Raw genomic sequence first — 14,724 nt, 5'->3', positions numbered from 1 at the left:
ACCTCCAAGCCGTTCGATAACTTATTCCTGTTTTTTTTGCCTAGTCTGATAGTTTCGTGTTCACATATTACCATGGCTGGCTATATCTGACTATATTTGTATTGAAACTTTACAATACCTAGTTCTGCTCAATAAGGCGGCGAAAGGTCAAAGGATCTTATCAATTTGGCAGTTTAGCGAGCGGGACGGTAGTTTTTAGGGAGAAGCGGCAAAATTATCAAATAACCGCGAAAGCAAGGAAACGATCAAACCGCCAGAAAAGGAAATTATCGCCACGCTCGCCTCGTTAGCAAGATAACGCGATAAAAAACTGCCTTGAATTTGGGCGATCGGTAGTCGCGGATTTAACCCCACTTGGATGCTGTTGGTATTGCCGGAAACGCTCACTTCTAAACCTTGTGATGCTTCGGTAAATTGAATTTTTGGGGAAAGAAAAAGAAAATAGATAAGCCTATTGCGATGACACCCATCAAACTATCAGGTTCGGGAATGGTTGCTGCTGTAGCAACAGAAACCGGAGCCTGATTAGGAGAAAAAAGCGCAAAGGTACGGGTTGCATCAATAGCGATTCCATATATATCGGGATTAATATTGGAATTGATCGTGCAAGCGCACATTCCTCCGTTTTGATACATTTGCTCCAATAATTCTTGCCATTTACGACCTTCATAATACGATAGATAATTTCCCCGGACAGCGCCAAACAAATCAGAAGGATAAGTAAAATTGCCTTGGCTATCAATGACTATGACACCCAAGAAGGCAGATTGTTGCGGAATAACATAATCCCGCGTGTTTTGCGTCTCTCCCAAGGCAATTAAAGCGGGATAAGTCGTTGTTAAGACATTATCAATGGCATTCCGTGCCGCTTCCGCACCCTGAGCATTTAGCCAAAAGGTGGGTTGAAGATTTAAATTAGAAGGATTGCCGAATAAATTGCTAAAAGTATCCTGAACAAAATTAACATTGTAGGAAGAATTATCGACGACTAGATCCTTAATGCCGATGATATTTCCCTGGGCGTTAAACTGAACATTAGCCGCTTTAGCTGAGGGGAGCGCAAAGCTGAAAACTGAAGCTAAAATCGTTAAACCGAGGATTTTGGTCTGTTTAAACATGATTCTTTCTGTGATCCGGATAGTTAAATTAATCCATCTGTTATAGCACAAAATATTCCCAGAACATTTGGCTATTAGACTTCTGGCAAAAGTAAGCTCTTGAGCTGCTATCAGATCAGAATATCTAAAATACCAGATAAATTTGACATAATCAGAGGTTATACAGATATTGTAGTCGTCTGTTGTCTTTTTTCTTCTCCTAGTCTCCTGTCTCCCGAAAACGAAAACTTTTTACCTCACCATTAAGCAGCTTATCCATCTGCCAACCTAACTGAGTTGGCTGCTGATAAACCTTTTTTAAAGTGTTAATATCCCGGCTAGAAATCGGGGGAACATCTCTAGTTTGAGCGAAATACATCACATCCGTTACTCATCTTAACAATCCCCAAATGCGACAAAACGAAGTGATTTTGAGATGGATTCATCAAACTATCCTAGAAAGCTGAAGATGTATCTGGACTTAAAGATAATTTTCCTCACCGGCTAAACGTAAAACCTCAAGATAAAGACTTGAAGCAATTCTAAACTTAGCTTGACCTATTAAATTATCCATAACAGGTTTAATTTCAAAAATCAAACCTTTGCTTTTTGCTTCTAATAAAACGCCTAACAAACCAGTAATATTTAATCCTTCAGTCAGAGCAATTTTTCTACCCAATTGCTCATCAATAATCAACAACTCTGCATCCAATTCAAGAGCAATTGCTATTGCCTCAGCTTCCCCGCTATCTAAATTTTGTCCTTGCAAATGCTGAACTTTTCTCCAGTTAGTTACTGGACAAACAGTGATCCAATCTTGAGAAGGAATTGAACCTGCTTGCGGATAGATAGTTCCTACTTTTGCAATTTCATTAGCGACAGCATTAGGAATGGTAATTCTTCCATAAACCTCTCGAATGAGCATTAATTTATTAATAGCAGCTAGATTGGTTAGAGGCGAAGTATTACAAACAATTTTCATAATCTACCCAATCGTTTGAGAGTGTTTACATCTTCGTGCAAATCCTCAATATCGTAATGAATATACATATCTTTACTAGCTAGAAGATGTTGAAATTCAATTAAATTGATTCCCAATAGATTGCTTGCCTTACCTATACTAATTCGCTTTTTCTCATACAACATCAAGACAACTTCTTGCAATAGTTCCTCTTCTGACAAACCAGAAGCTTGAAAAATCTCATCAGGAATGACAACGCTCATAATTAGGACAGATTAATTTGATTTATCTTTCTCCTTCTATTATAGTGCCGCTAAGTCCTCTGGTATTGCGCCCAAACCTTTGCAGACATGACAGACATAAACCAATATCCTCAGCGCGATTCAAGCTTGGCTAGAGGAAATAGAGGTTTAAGCGATGGTTAACCTTCTCTATCTCAGTCGGTTATACTAACTATATCTATAACTTATAGCAGAACCGACTGAAGAGCAATATTTACCTATTCAGGTATTAGATACCCTAGCTTATCCATCTGCCAACCTAACTTAGTTGGCTGCTGATAAACCTTTTTTAAAGTGTTAATATCCCGGCTAGAAATCGGGGCAATATCTCTAGTTTGAGCGAAATACATCACGTCCGTCTCCAGGGGACTATGACCCCAAATTCCCAAAGCGTGACCTAATTCGTGACGCACTGCCGCTAAAGCCGACTGAGCGGCTAAATTGGGACTAATCTGGATACTCATCCGATGAGTTAAGCGATTTTCCTTGACAAAAATCTCGTATTGTGTTATGGCAGAACGCACCCGGGGCAGTTCTAACTTACCGGTTTCGGGATTAAAACGGACTCCCGAAGGCGGTAACTCCTGTTTAATGAGGATATCGGCCAATTCTGCCCGATTAACCAACTCGATCGGCAAATACTGCCCCCATTCAGCGATCGCCTGTTGTACCAAACTCAGCCAAGAACTGCGATCGCTTTGAACGTAAATCTTCACGGGAAATTGCGACCAAATCAACGCCCCCACGGGACTGATTTCCACAGCATCAAAATAATCCCCGGGTTGGTTTTGCTCTTGCCATTGGGCTAAATTAGCGGGTAAAGGATGGGTTTTTAACTCCGGTAGCGATCGACTGTCGGCGATCAAAGAATAGGAAAACAGCAAAAGACTCGCCAAGGCTGCGAGTCCTAGAAAAGAGAACCGACCTCTCAGCATTTAGCGATTTAACCAGCCGGCGCTCAGTACAATAGTTAGGGTGATAAATACCGTCCCCAACGCCCAAGTCACCTGATTTAAGGTTTTTTCCGCTGTTTTTGCGCTGGTAAAAATCTGTGATTGACCGCCAATACCGCCAATACCATCCCCTTTGGGACTGTGTAATAACACCAAAATCGCCAGAAAGGCCGCCGCCAGCGCCCAAATAATCTGTACTACCAGCACCACTGTCATGATCATTACTCTCTATTTTCCATTACAAAGTATAGCAGATGATCAGTTATCAGTTATCAGTTATCAGTTATCAGTTATCAGTTATCAGTTATCAGTTATCAGTTATCAGTTATCAGTTATCAGATGTAAGTTTTAAATTTTTATGGCTCTCTCGGAAATTGGCTGAAAAATGTTCATTATCTTACATTCAAAGATGCCCTACGCCCTTTCTTCGATAAGATTTGCTGATCACCATAACTGCAAGAGAGCGGTTTTTATTGGTCATTTTTCTGCTAATTAGCCAATTTTTTAATTATTTCCACTGATGACTGATTACTGATTACTGATCACTGTTAAAGCGAGATTCGGACGGGAGTGCGACTGGCTTTAATTTCCACCTCGGCCGGTTTAATCAGCGATCGCCCAGTCATTTCTACTGGGACGGGAATTTGGAGAATTTCGAGGATAGTGGGGGCAATATCGGCTAAACGACCATCATCCCGCAGCTGCACATCGCCACCGTGGCCCGGTATTTTTCTCCCTTCCCCTTCAATTAAAATTAAAGGAACGGGATTAGTCGTGTGGGCGGTCCAAGGATTACCCGACTCATCCACCATCGTTTCGGCGTTACCGTGGTCCGCGGTGATTAACACTGTTCCCCCCAATTTATTGATGCTACTTAACAACTTAGCCAAGCATAGATCCACCGTTTCCACTGCTTTCATGGCCGCGTCTAAAATGCCCGTATGACCCACCATATCGGGGTTAGCGTAATTGACCACCACGAGACTATAGATCCCCTGTTCAATCGCCGCAGAGACCGCTGCTGTCACCGCGGCTGCCGACATGGCCGGAGCTTGGTCATAGGTGGCGACTTTCGGACTAGGAATTAATTCGCGCACTTCTCCCTCAAAAGGTTTTTCTAACCCCCCATTAAAAAAGTAGGTGACGTGGGGATATTTTTCGGTTTCTGCACAACGAAATTGTTTTAATCCCTGTTGAGCGATCACCTGTCCTAAGATATTATTTAAATTCTGGGGAGCAAAGGCCACATCTACCGGTAATTTCGGATCGTATTGGGTGAAAGTGACAAAACTAAGCGGAGAAATTAAATCTCGATCGAAATCTTCAAAATCGGGCATAGTCAGGGCATAACATAACTGTCTAGCTCGATCGGGACGGAAATTATAGAATATCACCCCATCGCCCGCTTCGATCGCCCCCGGTGCAATCCTAGTGGGGGGAATAAATTCATCGGTAATATTTTGGTCATAAAATGCTTGTAATACTTCCGTGATCGATCGCCCGTCAATACCTTGATCACTGGTCATAACGTTATAAGCTTTTTCGACCCGATCCCAACGGTGATCCCGATCCATGGCATAATAACGCCCACTGAGAGTCACCATGCGACCGAGACTGATTTTATTAATATGTTCTTGAATCCGTTTAATAGCGAGCATCCCGTCGGTGACATTGGTATCGCGACCATCGGTGATGACATGAATGCAGACATCGCTAATCCCTTGCACTTTCGCTAAGTCTAATAATCCCAGTAAGTGAGCGAGATGGGAATGGACTCCCCCCTCAGAACATAAACCAATTAGGTGTAATTTGCTTTTTTTGGGGCGAATCTCCCCGCAGAGTTTTAATAAAGCCTGATTTTGTTGAATCGAACCATCTTCGATCGCATCGGAAATTCGTACTAATTCTTGTGGTACAACTCGCCCCGCTCCGATATTCAGGTGGCCAACTTCCGAGTTGCCCATCTGTCCTTCTGGTAGGCCTACATCCTTAGCGGAGGTGCGGATTAAGGTGTGGGGATACACTTCCCAGAGACTATCCATAATCGGGGTTTTCGCCATTGCGATCGCATTATCGGACCTTTGCGGGCGATAACCCCAACCATCAAGGATAACCAGCACGACTGGGGATATAGGTGCGTGGGTCATGATATACAGTCCTAAATCAAGAGTGGATTTCCATGCACTAAGATAATATCATCGAAACTTCCATTGATCACCGATGTGGAGGCGATCGACCCCCTAATGTCAGCAAATGATGGGGTAGTGAGGTAGTGGGGTGTTAGGTGTTAGGTGTTGGGGTAGTGGGGGGGTGGGGAATTTAGCTGAAATCTCCCCATCTCCCCAAATCCCCATCTCCCCAAATCCCCATCTCCCCAAATCCCCTAACTGATCACCGCTCACTGAATAATTATGTCTCAAAAAAACGAAACAACTGCTTTAATAATCGCTCTTTTAGCCACTGCGAGCATTTTAGGTGGGGGTTACTTCTGGCTGCAAAGTCAATGTGCCGCGGGTCAAGAATTCTTTCTCTGTGGCAGCGGCAAAAGTCCGCAAAAACCCCCAACATCGGGAAGCACCTCCTCTCCCTTACCTCCTCCCCCCTCACCCCAGGGAGTGGTCAGTTTTGCCCCACCGACTTCTATTCCCAGTGGCACGACAATTCGCATTAACGGCGCTACCAGTATGGTACAGATTAATCAAGCCTTAAAAGCCGCTTTAACTGCCAAATTTCAGGGGGTAGAGGTCTTGACAAATGCTCAAGGATCTGATATAGGATTAGAGGAAGTGGCCCGGGGGGCGATCGATATTGCGGCGGTGTCACGACCTTTAACCGAGTCGGAACGCTCTCAGGGACTGGCTTCTAGTCCGATCTTTCGAGATGCAATCGCTATTGTGGTGGGAGTAAAAAACCCCTTTGCGGGAGGGTTAACCACTGCCCAAGTTAAAGATATTTTTACCGGAAAAATCACTTCTTGGTCGGAGGTGGGCGGTTCTACTGCTACTATTCAAGTGATTAATCGTCCTCCCATTAGTGGCACTTATCAAAGTTTTCGTCAGGAAGTGCTGCAAGGGGCAGAATTTGGTACAGGAACTAATTTTCAAATGATGGTGAGGGATGCCACCACCCCAATTTTGCGAGTTTTGGGACTGAATGGCATTAGTTACGCCACCTATAGCCAAATCGCCAACCAAAAAACCGTCAGGGCGATCGCTATTGAGGGAATTTTACCCAGTGAACCTAATTATCCCTGGCAGCGTACCCTTTACTACGTTTACAAAGAACCTGCTAGTGAAGCGGTCAAAGCTTTTATGGGTTTTGTGACCTCTAGTGGTGGTCAAGAAGCGATTTTTCGGGCCAATGAAGACCTACAAAAGTAGTTAGCGAGAATGTCCGAAAATCTGAGAAATTTTACCTAAAATGTCGGATGAATGCCCCCGCTACATTTTTCGACAGTATAAAGACTAGACACCTCCAATTCTAATTAGCTAGAATTGCCCCAAGGCCTGCTAATTGTTATTGTGAGATTATGGCTGGGAGACAAAAAACCCCTACTTATACTCTTTGGGACACAGAGAGTCTGCCTCGGTGATAGGAAACTATTACGCCAGTTAGTGCCTTCTTTAGGGAAGAGCAAAACCTGCGGAGGCTGAGTAAGACCAAAGCTAAGGAACCACTTGGCGGAGGCATTGGCCGATGAAAGAGGAAGCCCTCGCTTTTAGCGACGAGTATGTCACTATTACCAGACTAATTGAAGGTGAAGAATTAAGCTATGAACAAAAATCGTCTGAATGAGATTGAGTCCCATCTTAAACTGCTTTATGAACAAAGAAGGGAGACGGAAGAGGCTATTATTACGGCTCCAGCAGGTGGTAAAACAATCCTGAAACAGCAACTTCGGTTACAAATTCTTAAACCCATTCGAGATTATGAACAGGAATATTGGCAAATTATCGCTGGTCAGTCTAATTTAGTTAAAATCTCAGAAGCAGACGCAGAAGTTGTTATCGCCGAATTTGTGGAAGGAGTCGGACAACTTCGGGGAGAAAATGCAGAAGTTATAGAATATTTGCAAAAAATCCTCGCTAAAGTCGAAGAACCCGGTCCAACAGCCGCCGCTAAACTTAAAGCGGTTGTTTCTTCGATTCCTCCTTTTGTGGGAATTTCCTACGAGGCTGAGTTGGACACGGAAAATTTCTTAAATCGCTATTTTCCTACTTTTATGAAGGCAGTGCAACGCCTAAAAAAGTAATAGGGCAGGATGTCTCATCAGCCCAACAAAAAGAAACTCCTCAAAATATTTCATCAAAAACAATTCTGGTATTAGCGTCTAGTCCAGCGGATGAAGCAAGATTACGGCTAGATCAAGAGGACAGACCTGAACCACAAGAAGGTTACGAACAGCTTTCAATTTTATTAGCTGAGAAAAAATGGAAAGAAGCAGATTGGGAAACAATGCAGATTCTGCTTCGTATTGCCGAGAGAACTGAACAAGGTTGGCTACTAAGTATTGACGAAATTCCCTCTGAAGACATCAGAAAAATAGATCTTCTCTGGTTAGATGCCAGCAAAGGTAAATTTGGTTATAGTGTACAAAAGAATATCTGGCTGAATGTTCAAGGTGAAATTGGTGTGTTTGATGCTTTAGTATTTTATAAATTTGCTAAACAAGTAAGTTGGCAAGTCAATGATCAGTTGCGAATGAACTATGATGATTTTGACTTTTCTTTAAATGCCCCTGACGGTCATTTACCTACATTTAGATTTCCTTCCGATACTGATCAGTTAGGAACATGGCTGGATGCTTTCAAAGATTTTTTACCTCGCTTATAAATTTACCTTCTAAAATAGCAAAAGGAGACAAAATCAATGGTTTTTATTAATATCAAAGAAGATGAAGTAGGCATTGTTTATAAACGATTTGGTCGTCCCTTGCCTGCGGGTCGTCGAGTTGCTCTCAATGGAGAAAGTGGTTTACAAGCGGAGGTGCTTACCCCTGGACGGCATTTGAGTTTGCCTAATGTGGAAATTCGCATTGCTAAGGCAATTGTGATTGCTTCTGATGAGGTGGGATTAGTGGATGCAAAAGACGGGGCAAGCTTGCCTCCAGGAGAAAACTTTGGAAAAGTCGTCGAGTGTAAGGATTTTCAAGATGCTAGGGTATTTATCCATAATGGTGGACAAAAAGGAAAACAACGAGCCATTTTGACTAATGGTACTTATTATATTAATACTGAGCTATTCTCTGTTGAGATTGTTAACGTTATTCGTATCCGTGAAGATGAAGTAGGACTCGTGGAAGCGAGGGATGGTAAACCTCTACCGCCAGGTCAAGCCTTTGCCAAGTTTGTAGAATGCAATAATTTTCAAAATGCCCAAGCTTTTTGGGACAATGGTGGTCAAAGCGGTAAACAAATGGCAATTTTAACCGCCAATACCTATCAGATTAATACCAATATCTTTAAAGTAAAAAATGTAAAATGTATTCGCATTGCGGAGGATCAAGTAGGATTGGTTCGGGCTACCTTTGGCAAGCCGTTGCCTCCAAATCGAACTTTTGGTAAGGTTGTTGAATGCAATAATTTTCAAGATGCTCAAGCTTTTATCAATAGTGGCGGAGAAAGTGGTAAACAATTAGCCTTTTTAACACCTGGAACCTATCAAATTAATACCGATTTGTTTGAAATTAAAATTGATTCAGTCACTAAAGTTCCCCAAGGAGAAATTGGCTTAGTTGTGGCTAATGATGGAGCAACCCGCCCCGAAGATAGGAATTTAGGTAAAGTTGTTGAATGCCAAAATTTTGAAGATGCTGAAGCTTTTATTAAAAATGGTGGTGAAAGTGGCAAACAGTTGGCAGTTCTACCTGCGAGGACTTATCAGATCAACACTGACTTGTTTACTGTTATTACTTCTGCTAATGCCACTCAGTACAATGTAAACCCTGAAGAATTAAAGGTTTATACTGTGGCCAAAGACAAAATCGGTATTGTTACTACACTTGAAGGAAAAACTCTTCCTGAAGGTGTAATTGCTGGGGATACAATTAAAGGTCATGATAATTTTCAGAAACCTCAAAAATTTATCGAAGCTGGGGGCTATAAAGGCTTACAGGAAGAATTTTTACAGGAAGGTTCCTGGATTCTCAATCCCTGGTTTGTTTGTGTTGAGCAAGTACCATTGATTGAAATTCTTGCCGAGCAAGTCGGGGTGATTATTTCTTATGTCGGCAAAGATAACGAGTCAGAAAATGATGATCGGCTTTCAAAAGAAGGAGAAAAAGGCGTACAGCGCAAGCCCCTTCTACCAAGTAAGTATCCGATAAACAGAAGAATTCAAAGTGTTCATGTTGTTCCGACAAACGAGATTATCCTAGAGTGGTCTAAAGCGGAAGGAAAAGATGCGGATAATTATGATAAAATCCTTGAGCCATTACAACTTCGATCAAAAGATGGTTTTGTTTTTCAGTTGCAATTAACTCAGACTATCTGCATAGCAGCAAAAGATGCTCCACAAATGATTCTCAAAGTCGGTACTCAAGCAATTGATCCTTTGAGCCTAGAGTATTCTAATGCTCTTGATAATATTACTGATAAGAAATCTGTTAAATCTCCTGCTATCAGAAATTTAGTCGGTAGAGTTTTAGCCCCTTTAGTGAATTCTTATTTTCAGAATGCCGCTCAGTATTTTGAGGCTCTTGATTTTTTTAGTAAGCGAAGCGCTATTCAAAAGCATGCAGCAGATTTTATTAAAAAGGCACTTAATGATTATGGCGTACAGTCAATCCAGACTTTGATTACAGACATTGATTTGCCTGATGAATTGGAGGAGCTATTAAGAGAGCGTCAAATTCTGAAACAACAAGCCGAAAACTATAAACGACAAGAGTTAACTGAACAAGCCCGTCAGTCTCTCATCAAACAGCAAGAGGAAAACAAAGCTCAAATCAAAATAGTTGAGGCTCAAAGTAATTTAGAGGTAGCAACTCTTAATGCTAAAGCTAAACTTGAGGAATCAAAAGCAGATGCACAAATTCAACAAGAAAAAGATGAGCTTGAGTTAAAGCGGATGCGGGCAGAATCTGACATGAAAACCGAAGACGAGAAAATTGAGTCTGGTATTCGTATGGAAGAGTTTCGTCAAAGAGTTCAGGTTCTTAGTCCTGCGATTTATGCTCAGTTAGAATCAGAAGGGAAATGGGCTGAGGCATACGCTAACACCCAAATTAAACTTCCAGAAGTGTTCATTGGTGGTAGTAGCGGTGGTGGTAATACTTCTGGTGGTGGAGGGATTGTTGAAGCCAGTGCTATGCAGATGGCGTTCCTAGAAATCTTAAGGGACTCGGCGAAATCAAAAAGACAAAATGATCAAATTAATATGTCACGAGAATATGAAATTCTCCCCCCTTCTGAAAATGATTAAATTCAGAGAGCGTTAATTCCTTTATTTTTGCTCTGAATTAAGAGGCATAACCATTAACTAAGGTAATCAAGTGCTAACTAAAACACGACTCAATTCTGTACAAAAATTTTTAATCTGGTCTGCGGGTGCAGACCAAGAAGTTTTGTCTCAAGAAAGTTGTCGCACAGAAAGGTATAAATATGAGTCTATCGGCACAACCGTTATTCTCACGGCAATAATGGCTTTTTGTTCAGGAGGCTATGCACTTTTTACGGTTTTTGGCTCTTTAACAATTTCAATTTCTTTGGGTTTTATTTGGGGTAGCATAATTTTTAACTTAGATCGCTTTTTTATACTTACAGCTAGTCAAAATAAGTCTTCATCAAAACTACAATTTTGGGTAGGAGCCGTCACTCGCTTAAGCATAGCGATTCTTTTAGGTTTTATCGTTGCTAAACCTCTAGAGTTAAGATTGTTTGAGAGTGAAATCAATCAAAAAATTAGCCAACAAAGAAGAGAAAGAGAAAGAGAAGAAAGCAGAAAAGATCAAGATACTCCAGATGTCAAAAGGATCAATAAAATAAATGAAGAGATTGACAATCTCACAAGAGAAAAAAATCAAGCTTCAGACGCTTTACAAAAAGCTCGTATAGATGCGATAGAAGAAATAGAAGGTAAAGGTGTGACAGGTAAAGCCGGTGTCGGCACTATTGCAAAAGAAAGACAAAAAAATGTAGAAACAATAGAAAAAAGTGTTACTTTTTTGGATAATATAATCCAAGATTTACTCAAGGAAAAAAATAGTTTAATCAAAAAACAACAATCAAGTTTGAGTATCAAGACACCGCAGAAAAAGGAATGGCAAGAAGGAAGTCTTTTAGATCGTATCTCAGCCCTAGAAGCATTATCGAAAGATGATCCTGCTATTGCTATTACAAATAAATTAATTACTCTGTTATTAATTATTATTGAAATTGCTCCAGTTTTGGTAAAAATCTTGTCGAAAGAAGGTCTTTATGAAAAACTGCTTGAGAAAGAAACTATCGATAGAATGAATCAAGAAAATCTTGGCAAAATGGCAGAAAAAGAACTCTCAAAAATGAAAGAACTAAAAAATTTTCAGCTAAATATTGAAGCTTTAATAATTGAATATATCCGACTTAGAGAAAGAAATAAAGAAAAAATCGAAGATATACAAATGAATAAAGCAAAAAATATTTATCAGCAACATGATGAAGAAACTGCTAACTTTGTTAAGTTATGTAGAGAGCGAGTAACTAATTATGAAGATTTAGTAGATTAAACTTTATCTTAAGATAAAGATAATGATATTTTTAAAGATCAATAATAATCTCTAGAATTGCGATCCCTATGATTTTGAAATAGTGATTGCATTTTTTTATAAGTAGGGAGGCACAATTATTTGTAGGATGGGTTAGCGGTAGCGTAACCCATGCGGGTGTTGGGTTTCATGCTTCAACCCAACCTACGTTCATATTTAATTCCACCCACCTACTTAGGGTTTGCGGCAAAAAGTTTTTCCTGGGAGTAGGGTGTGGGGTGTGGGGTGTGGGGTTTTACCAGTTTTGAGGTGGCCAATTACCTAATTTTCAGGGAAAAAGTACCTCAATTTTCCCCCTGATCACTCCCAGGCCTGGTACTTTTTGATTGACAAAAAGTCTAAAAGTCTTACCCAACAAGGTTGTTAGATTTTTTCAGCCAACCCTAATTATAGATTCTTCTTCCTCTCAAACGGTTACTCAACCCTCTATTACTGCTGCCCCATCCCCTCAACATCAACGTCTTCTAGTCCACTGAGAAGTACCCTTATCTCCTCAACCACTGGCGTGGACTATACAACGCTACGAGAACTCCTACAACAAAAGAAATGGAAAGAGGCGGATCAAAAAACCTGGTATTTAATACTGGCGGCCGCTAAACGAGAAAAAGAAGGATGGATAGACAGCAAATCCGCCGAGAAGTTTTCCTGTGAGGATTTGCGAATGATCGATCGAGAGTGGTTAGCGGCTTCCGGTGGCCAGTTTGGCTTTTCCGTACAATTGGCTATCTACAAGCAGACAGGCAACCCGATCGGCGACTATAATGAGCAAGCCTACGCTCGTTTTGGGGACGCAGTCGGCTGGCGAGTCAACGGAAAATGGAAAACTTATTCAGATTTAACATGGAGTACAAACGCACCATCATCAGCACCCAAAGGACACCTGCCAACATGGGTGTGTTATGTGGAAGATGGGCAGAGGTTTTGTGTATCTCTCCTCTCGCGTTGCGGCTTGTGAATTGTAGCATATAAAGCGTTTCGCAGTTTTTTCAAACTCCGATCCTACATCGTTTCCACACGAGGTTATCAGGGGTTCAGCGATTCGATACCTGTCACCGTCACCCCAGGAGGGTAAATGCCATTTTCCCCTACATAATCTATGGTTTATAATTACGATAGATATTAACCAGCGCAAGTTAGGAGTAAATACTTGTCAAAAAAGAAATTTCGTAAATCTGTTGAAAGCATTCGTGATCAAATTCTGAACCATCATCAAAAAATTGCCAATGAGAAACAAAAAGAATCCCCCGATAAAAACTTAATTAATTACTGGGAAAGAGAAATTAAAGGTTTAGAAAAAAGTTTATCTAGAGCATAAAAGCGATTAAACAGAGGAAAATAAGCAATGATTTCAAACACTGAAAAACCCTTGAAAGTCAACTCTACCTTGGCCACTCTATTATCTGAATTAGGTGAAGAATGCGAGGCGGTTTTATTCTTACTAAGTCAGCTTAAATTACCAAGCCTAACTGATGACCAAAAAGGGGATATTTTGGCAGAATTAATAGGCTCAATTACTCACTTGCACGTTCATACCGAAAATTTATCTGATTTAATTGGGGATGAAATTTTAGCTTTGCCAGATGATCAATAATGTTATGATGATTCTTTGTTCTCTGGTTCAGTAGTAGTAGTAGGTTGGGTTGAGGCACGAAACCCAACACAAAGCCTATAATTGTTGGGTTTCACTCTGTTCAACCCAACCTACACAACTTATCAAGTCAAACAAATTCGTAATCTAATTTTAAAATATAAATTAGGAGGGAAAGATGAAAATTCGCTATGAATTAATTATTTATTGGAGTGAGGAAGATCGAGCTTTTATTGTTGAAGTTCCAGAATTAGCAGGATGTATGGCAGATGGAGAAACCTATCAAGAAGCTGTACAAAATGCTGAACTTGTTATTCAAGAATGGATTGAAACTGCAAAACAACTAGAACGAGTCATTCCTGAACCAAAAGGACGACTATTATTTACCTAATGATGAAGTTTCTCTCGCTGCGACTTGTAAGTTATAGCATATAAAGTGTTTCGGAGTTTTTTCAAACTGCGACATTTGAGGTTTTCTTACGAAATTATTAGGGTTTTTGCGATTGTGATAATATTAATGTTATAATGATGCAGAAAAGCAAATATTGTATATACAAAAAATGAAATACCAAATTGCTATTTATCGGTCTGAAGAAGGGATAAGCGTTTGCGTACCTGCTTTACCTGGTTGTTGGTCTGAGGGTGATACAGAAGAAGAAGCAGTCCTTAATATTCAAGATGCTATTGAGGATTATTTAGCAGCATTAAAAGATAGATTGCATGGTGTCGAAATAAGAGAAATTGAAGTAACTGCTAATAAGTTTTGATATGCCTAAACTTGCTGGTATCAATCATCTTAAAGCAGTACGCGCTTTAGAAAAAGCGGGATTTAACATAATACGTCAGAGTAAACATATCGTGATGAGTGATGGAATACGTCAAGTAACCATTCCTCGAAATAACCCCATCAAAGCTTTTACAATGGGTGGGATAATTCAAGATGCTGGTTTAACTATTGAAGAGTTCCGTAAATTACTCTAAATAGGGTCTGCTGAAAAAGTTTTTCGGTGGGGGTAGGAGTCAGGAGTCAGGAGTCAGGAGTCAGGAGTTTCAGGCTTTGTTGCCCTTGTTTTTTGTACCAAGCGATGTACTACAAGAAGG

The 14,724-nt window shown here is 40.6% G+C and carries 17 protein-coding genes and 2 pseudogenes; 11 read left to right on the top strand and 8 right to left on the bottom strand.

Going from position 1 to position 14,724, the window contains the following annotated elements:
• Positions 1-195: 195 nt before the first annotated feature.
• The 8 genes and pseudogenes from EWV84_RS07885 to gpmI all read right to left on the bottom strand — a co-directional run.
• Positions 196-420 (bottom strand): annotated as a pseudogene (locus tag EWV84_RS07885) (hypothetical protein); the annotation flags it as partial.
• Positions 390-1,118, bottom strand: coding sequence for a hypothetical protein (locus tag EWV84_RS07880; RefSeq protein ID WP_287077562.1), 729 nt, complete (start codon positions 1,116-1,118; stop codon positions 390-392). The pseudogene EWV84_RS07885 and the gene EWV84_RS07880, both read right to left, overlap by 31 nt.
• Before the next feature lie 199 nt (positions 1,119-1,317).
• Positions 1,318-1,485, bottom strand: a pseudogene (locus EWV84_RS07875) (peptidase); the annotation flags it as partial.
• 93 nt (positions 1,486-1,578) lie between these two features.
• On the bottom strand, positions 1,579-2,079 hold the full coding sequence (locus tag EWV84_RS07870) for a PIN domain-containing protein (protein WP_287077560.1): 501 nt from the start codon (positions 2,077-2,079) through the stop codon (positions 1,579-1,581).
• The gene (locus tag EWV84_RS07865) at positions 2,076-2,321 is read right to left on the bottom strand and encodes a UPF0175 family protein (RefSeq protein WP_024968493.1); all 246 of its coding nucleotides are present in this window, start codon (positions 2,319-2,321) and stop codon (positions 2,076-2,078) included. Before EWV84_RS07865 ends, EWV84_RS07870 begins: the two co-directional genes overlap by 4 nt.
• 236 nt (positions 2,322-2,557) lie before the next feature.
• Positions 2,558-3,274: a peptidase gene (locus EWV84_RS07860; RefSeq protein WP_287077559.1), complete on the bottom strand. Its 717-nt coding sequence runs from the start codon at positions 3,272-3,274 to the stop codon at positions 2,558-2,560.
• Positions 3,275-3,508, bottom strand: coding sequence for a preprotein translocase subunit SecG (gene secG, locus EWV84_RS07855; RefSeq protein ID WP_002736485.1), 234 nt, complete (start codon positions 3,506-3,508; stop codon positions 3,275-3,277).
• 332 nt (positions 3,509-3,840) lie between these two features.
• On the bottom strand, positions 3,841-5,439 hold the full coding sequence (gpmI, locus tag EWV84_RS07850) for a 2,3-bisphosphoglycerate-independent phosphoglycerate mutase (RefSeq protein WP_287077558.1): 1,599 nt from the start codon (positions 5,437-5,439) through the stop codon (positions 3,841-3,843).
• Positions 5,440-5,703: 264 nt separating this feature from the next.
• Between gpmI and EWV84_RS07845 the strand changes: the two genes are divergently transcribed.
• The 11 genes from EWV84_RS07845 to EWV84_RS07795 all read left to right on the top strand — a co-directional run bounded on the left by EWV84_RS07845 (position 5,704) and on the right by EWV84_RS07795 (position 14,604).
• Entirely contained in the window at positions 5,704-6,672 is a 969-nt protein-coding gene (locus EWV84_RS07845) for a phosphate ABC transporter substrate-binding protein (protein WP_287077557.1), read from the top strand.
• Positions 6,673-7,064: 392 nt separating this feature from the next.
• Positions 7,065-7,544, top strand: coding sequence for a hypothetical protein (locus tag EWV84_RS07840; protein ID WP_002792945.1), 480 nt, complete (start codon positions 7,065-7,067; stop codon positions 7,542-7,544).
• The gene (locus EWV84_RS07835; RefSeq protein ID WP_323801803.1) at positions 7,544-8,125 is read left to right on the top strand and encodes a GUN4 domain-containing protein; all 582 of its coding nucleotides are present in this window, start codon (positions 7,544-7,546) and stop codon (positions 8,123-8,125) included. The genes EWV84_RS07840 and EWV84_RS07835 overlap by 1 nt, the downstream gene beginning before the upstream one ends.
• Before the next feature lie 36 nt (positions 8,126-8,161).
• The gene (locus EWV84_RS07830; RefSeq protein WP_287077556.1) at positions 8,162-10,714 is read left to right on the top strand and encodes an SPFH domain-containing protein; all 2,553 of its coding nucleotides are present in this window, start codon (positions 8,162-8,164) and stop codon (positions 10,712-10,714) included.
• Between the two features lie 70 nt (positions 10,715-10,784).
• Complete coding sequence (locus tag EWV84_RS07825) at positions 10,785-11,996, top strand: DUF4407 domain-containing protein (protein WP_287077555.1); 1,212 nt, start codon at positions 10,785-10,787, stop codon at positions 11,994-11,996.
• A 544-nt stretch (positions 11,997-12,540) separates the two neighbouring features.
• Positions 12,541-12,990: a GUN4 domain-containing protein gene (locus EWV84_RS07820; RefSeq protein ID WP_287077554.1), complete on the top strand. Its 450-nt coding sequence runs from the start codon at positions 12,541-12,543 to the stop codon at positions 12,988-12,990.
• A 192-nt stretch (positions 12,991-13,182) separates the two neighbouring features.
• Positions 13,183-13,350 carry a hypothetical protein gene (locus tag EWV84_RS07815; protein WP_287077553.1) on the top strand — a complete coding sequence of 56 codons (168 nt, stop codon included), beginning with the start codon at positions 13,183-13,185 and terminating at the stop codon, positions 13,348-13,350.
• Between the two features lie 27 nt (positions 13,351-13,377).
• Positions 13,378-13,626, top strand: coding sequence for a hypothetical protein (locus EWV84_RS07810; protein WP_024969916.1), 249 nt, complete (start codon positions 13,378-13,380; stop codon positions 13,624-13,626).
• 175 nt (positions 13,627-13,801) lie between these two features.
• Positions 13,802-14,014: a type II toxin-antitoxin system HicB family antitoxin gene (locus tag EWV84_RS07805; protein WP_287077551.1), complete on the top strand. Its 213-nt coding sequence runs from the start codon at positions 13,802-13,804 to the stop codon at positions 14,012-14,014.
• Positions 14,015-14,183: 169 nt separating this feature from the next.
• Positions 14,184-14,390, top strand: coding sequence for a type II toxin-antitoxin system HicB family antitoxin (locus EWV84_RS07800; RefSeq protein ID WP_287077550.1), 207 nt, complete (start codon positions 14,184-14,186; stop codon positions 14,388-14,390).
• A 1-nt stretch (position 14,391) separates the two neighbouring features.
• On the top strand, positions 14,392-14,604 hold the full coding sequence (locus EWV84_RS07795) for a type II toxin-antitoxin system HicA family toxin (RefSeq protein WP_158199315.1): 213 nt from the start codon (positions 14,392-14,394) through the stop codon (positions 14,602-14,604).
• The last annotated feature ends 120 nt before the right edge of the window (positions 14,605-14,724 follow it).

The organism is Microcystis sp. M_QC_C_20170808_M3Col, from assembly GCF_007095505.1.
GTDB lineage: Bacteria > Cyanobacteriota > Cyanobacteriia > Cyanobacteriales > Microcystaceae > Microcystis.
The sequence above is the reverse complement of the archived record's forward strand: the minus strand, read 5'-3'. Positions and strand labels throughout refer to the sequence as shown.

Coding starts and splice junctions, on each gene's coding strand:
- EWV84_RS07880 (WP_287077562.1), bottom strand. CDS start 1,118: ATGTTTAAACAGACCAAAATCCTCGGTTTAACGATTTTAGCTTCAGTT.
- EWV84_RS07870 (WP_287077560.1), bottom strand. CDS start 2,079: ATGAAAATTGTTTGTAATACTTCGCCTCTAACCAATCTAGCTGCTATT.
- EWV84_RS07865 (WP_024968493.1), bottom strand. CDS start 2,321: ATGAGCGTTGTCATTCCTGATGAGATTTTTCAAGCTTCTGGTTTGTCA.
- EWV84_RS07860 (WP_287077559.1), bottom strand. CDS start 3,274: ATGCTGAGAGGTCGGTTCTCTTTTCTAGGACTCGCAGCCTTGGCGAGT.
- secG (WP_002736485.1), bottom strand. CDS start 3,508: ATGACAGTGGTGCTGGTAGTACAGATTATTTGGGCGCTGGCGGCGGCC.
- gpmI (WP_287077558.1), bottom strand. CDS start 5,439: ATGACCCACGCACCTATATCCCCAGTCGTGCTGGTTATCCTTGATGGT.
- EWV84_RS07845 (WP_287077557.1), top strand. CDS start 5,704: ATGTCTCAAAAAAACGAAACAACTGCTTTAATAATCGCTCTTTTAGCC.
- EWV84_RS07840 (WP_002792945.1), top strand. CDS start 7,065: ATGAACAAAAATCGTCTGAATGAGATTGAGTCCCATCTTAAACTGCTT.
- EWV84_RS07830 (WP_287077556.1), top strand. CDS start 8,162: ATGGTTTTTATTAATATCAAAGAAGATGAAGTAGGCATTGTTTATAAA.
- EWV84_RS07810 (WP_024969916.1), top strand. CDS start 13,378: ATGATTTCAAACACTGAAAAACCCTTGAAAGTCAACTCTACCTTGGCC.
- EWV84_RS07805 (WP_287077551.1), top strand. CDS start 13,802: ATGAAAATTCGCTATGAATTAATTATTTATTGGAGTGAGGAAGATCGA.
- EWV84_RS07800 (WP_287077550.1), top strand. CDS start 14,184: ATGAAATACCAAATTGCTATTTATCGGTCTGAAGAAGGGATAAGCGTT.
- EWV84_RS07795 (WP_158199315.1), top strand. CDS start 14,392: ATGCCTAAACTTGCTGGTATCAATCATCTTAAAGCAGTACGCGCTTTA.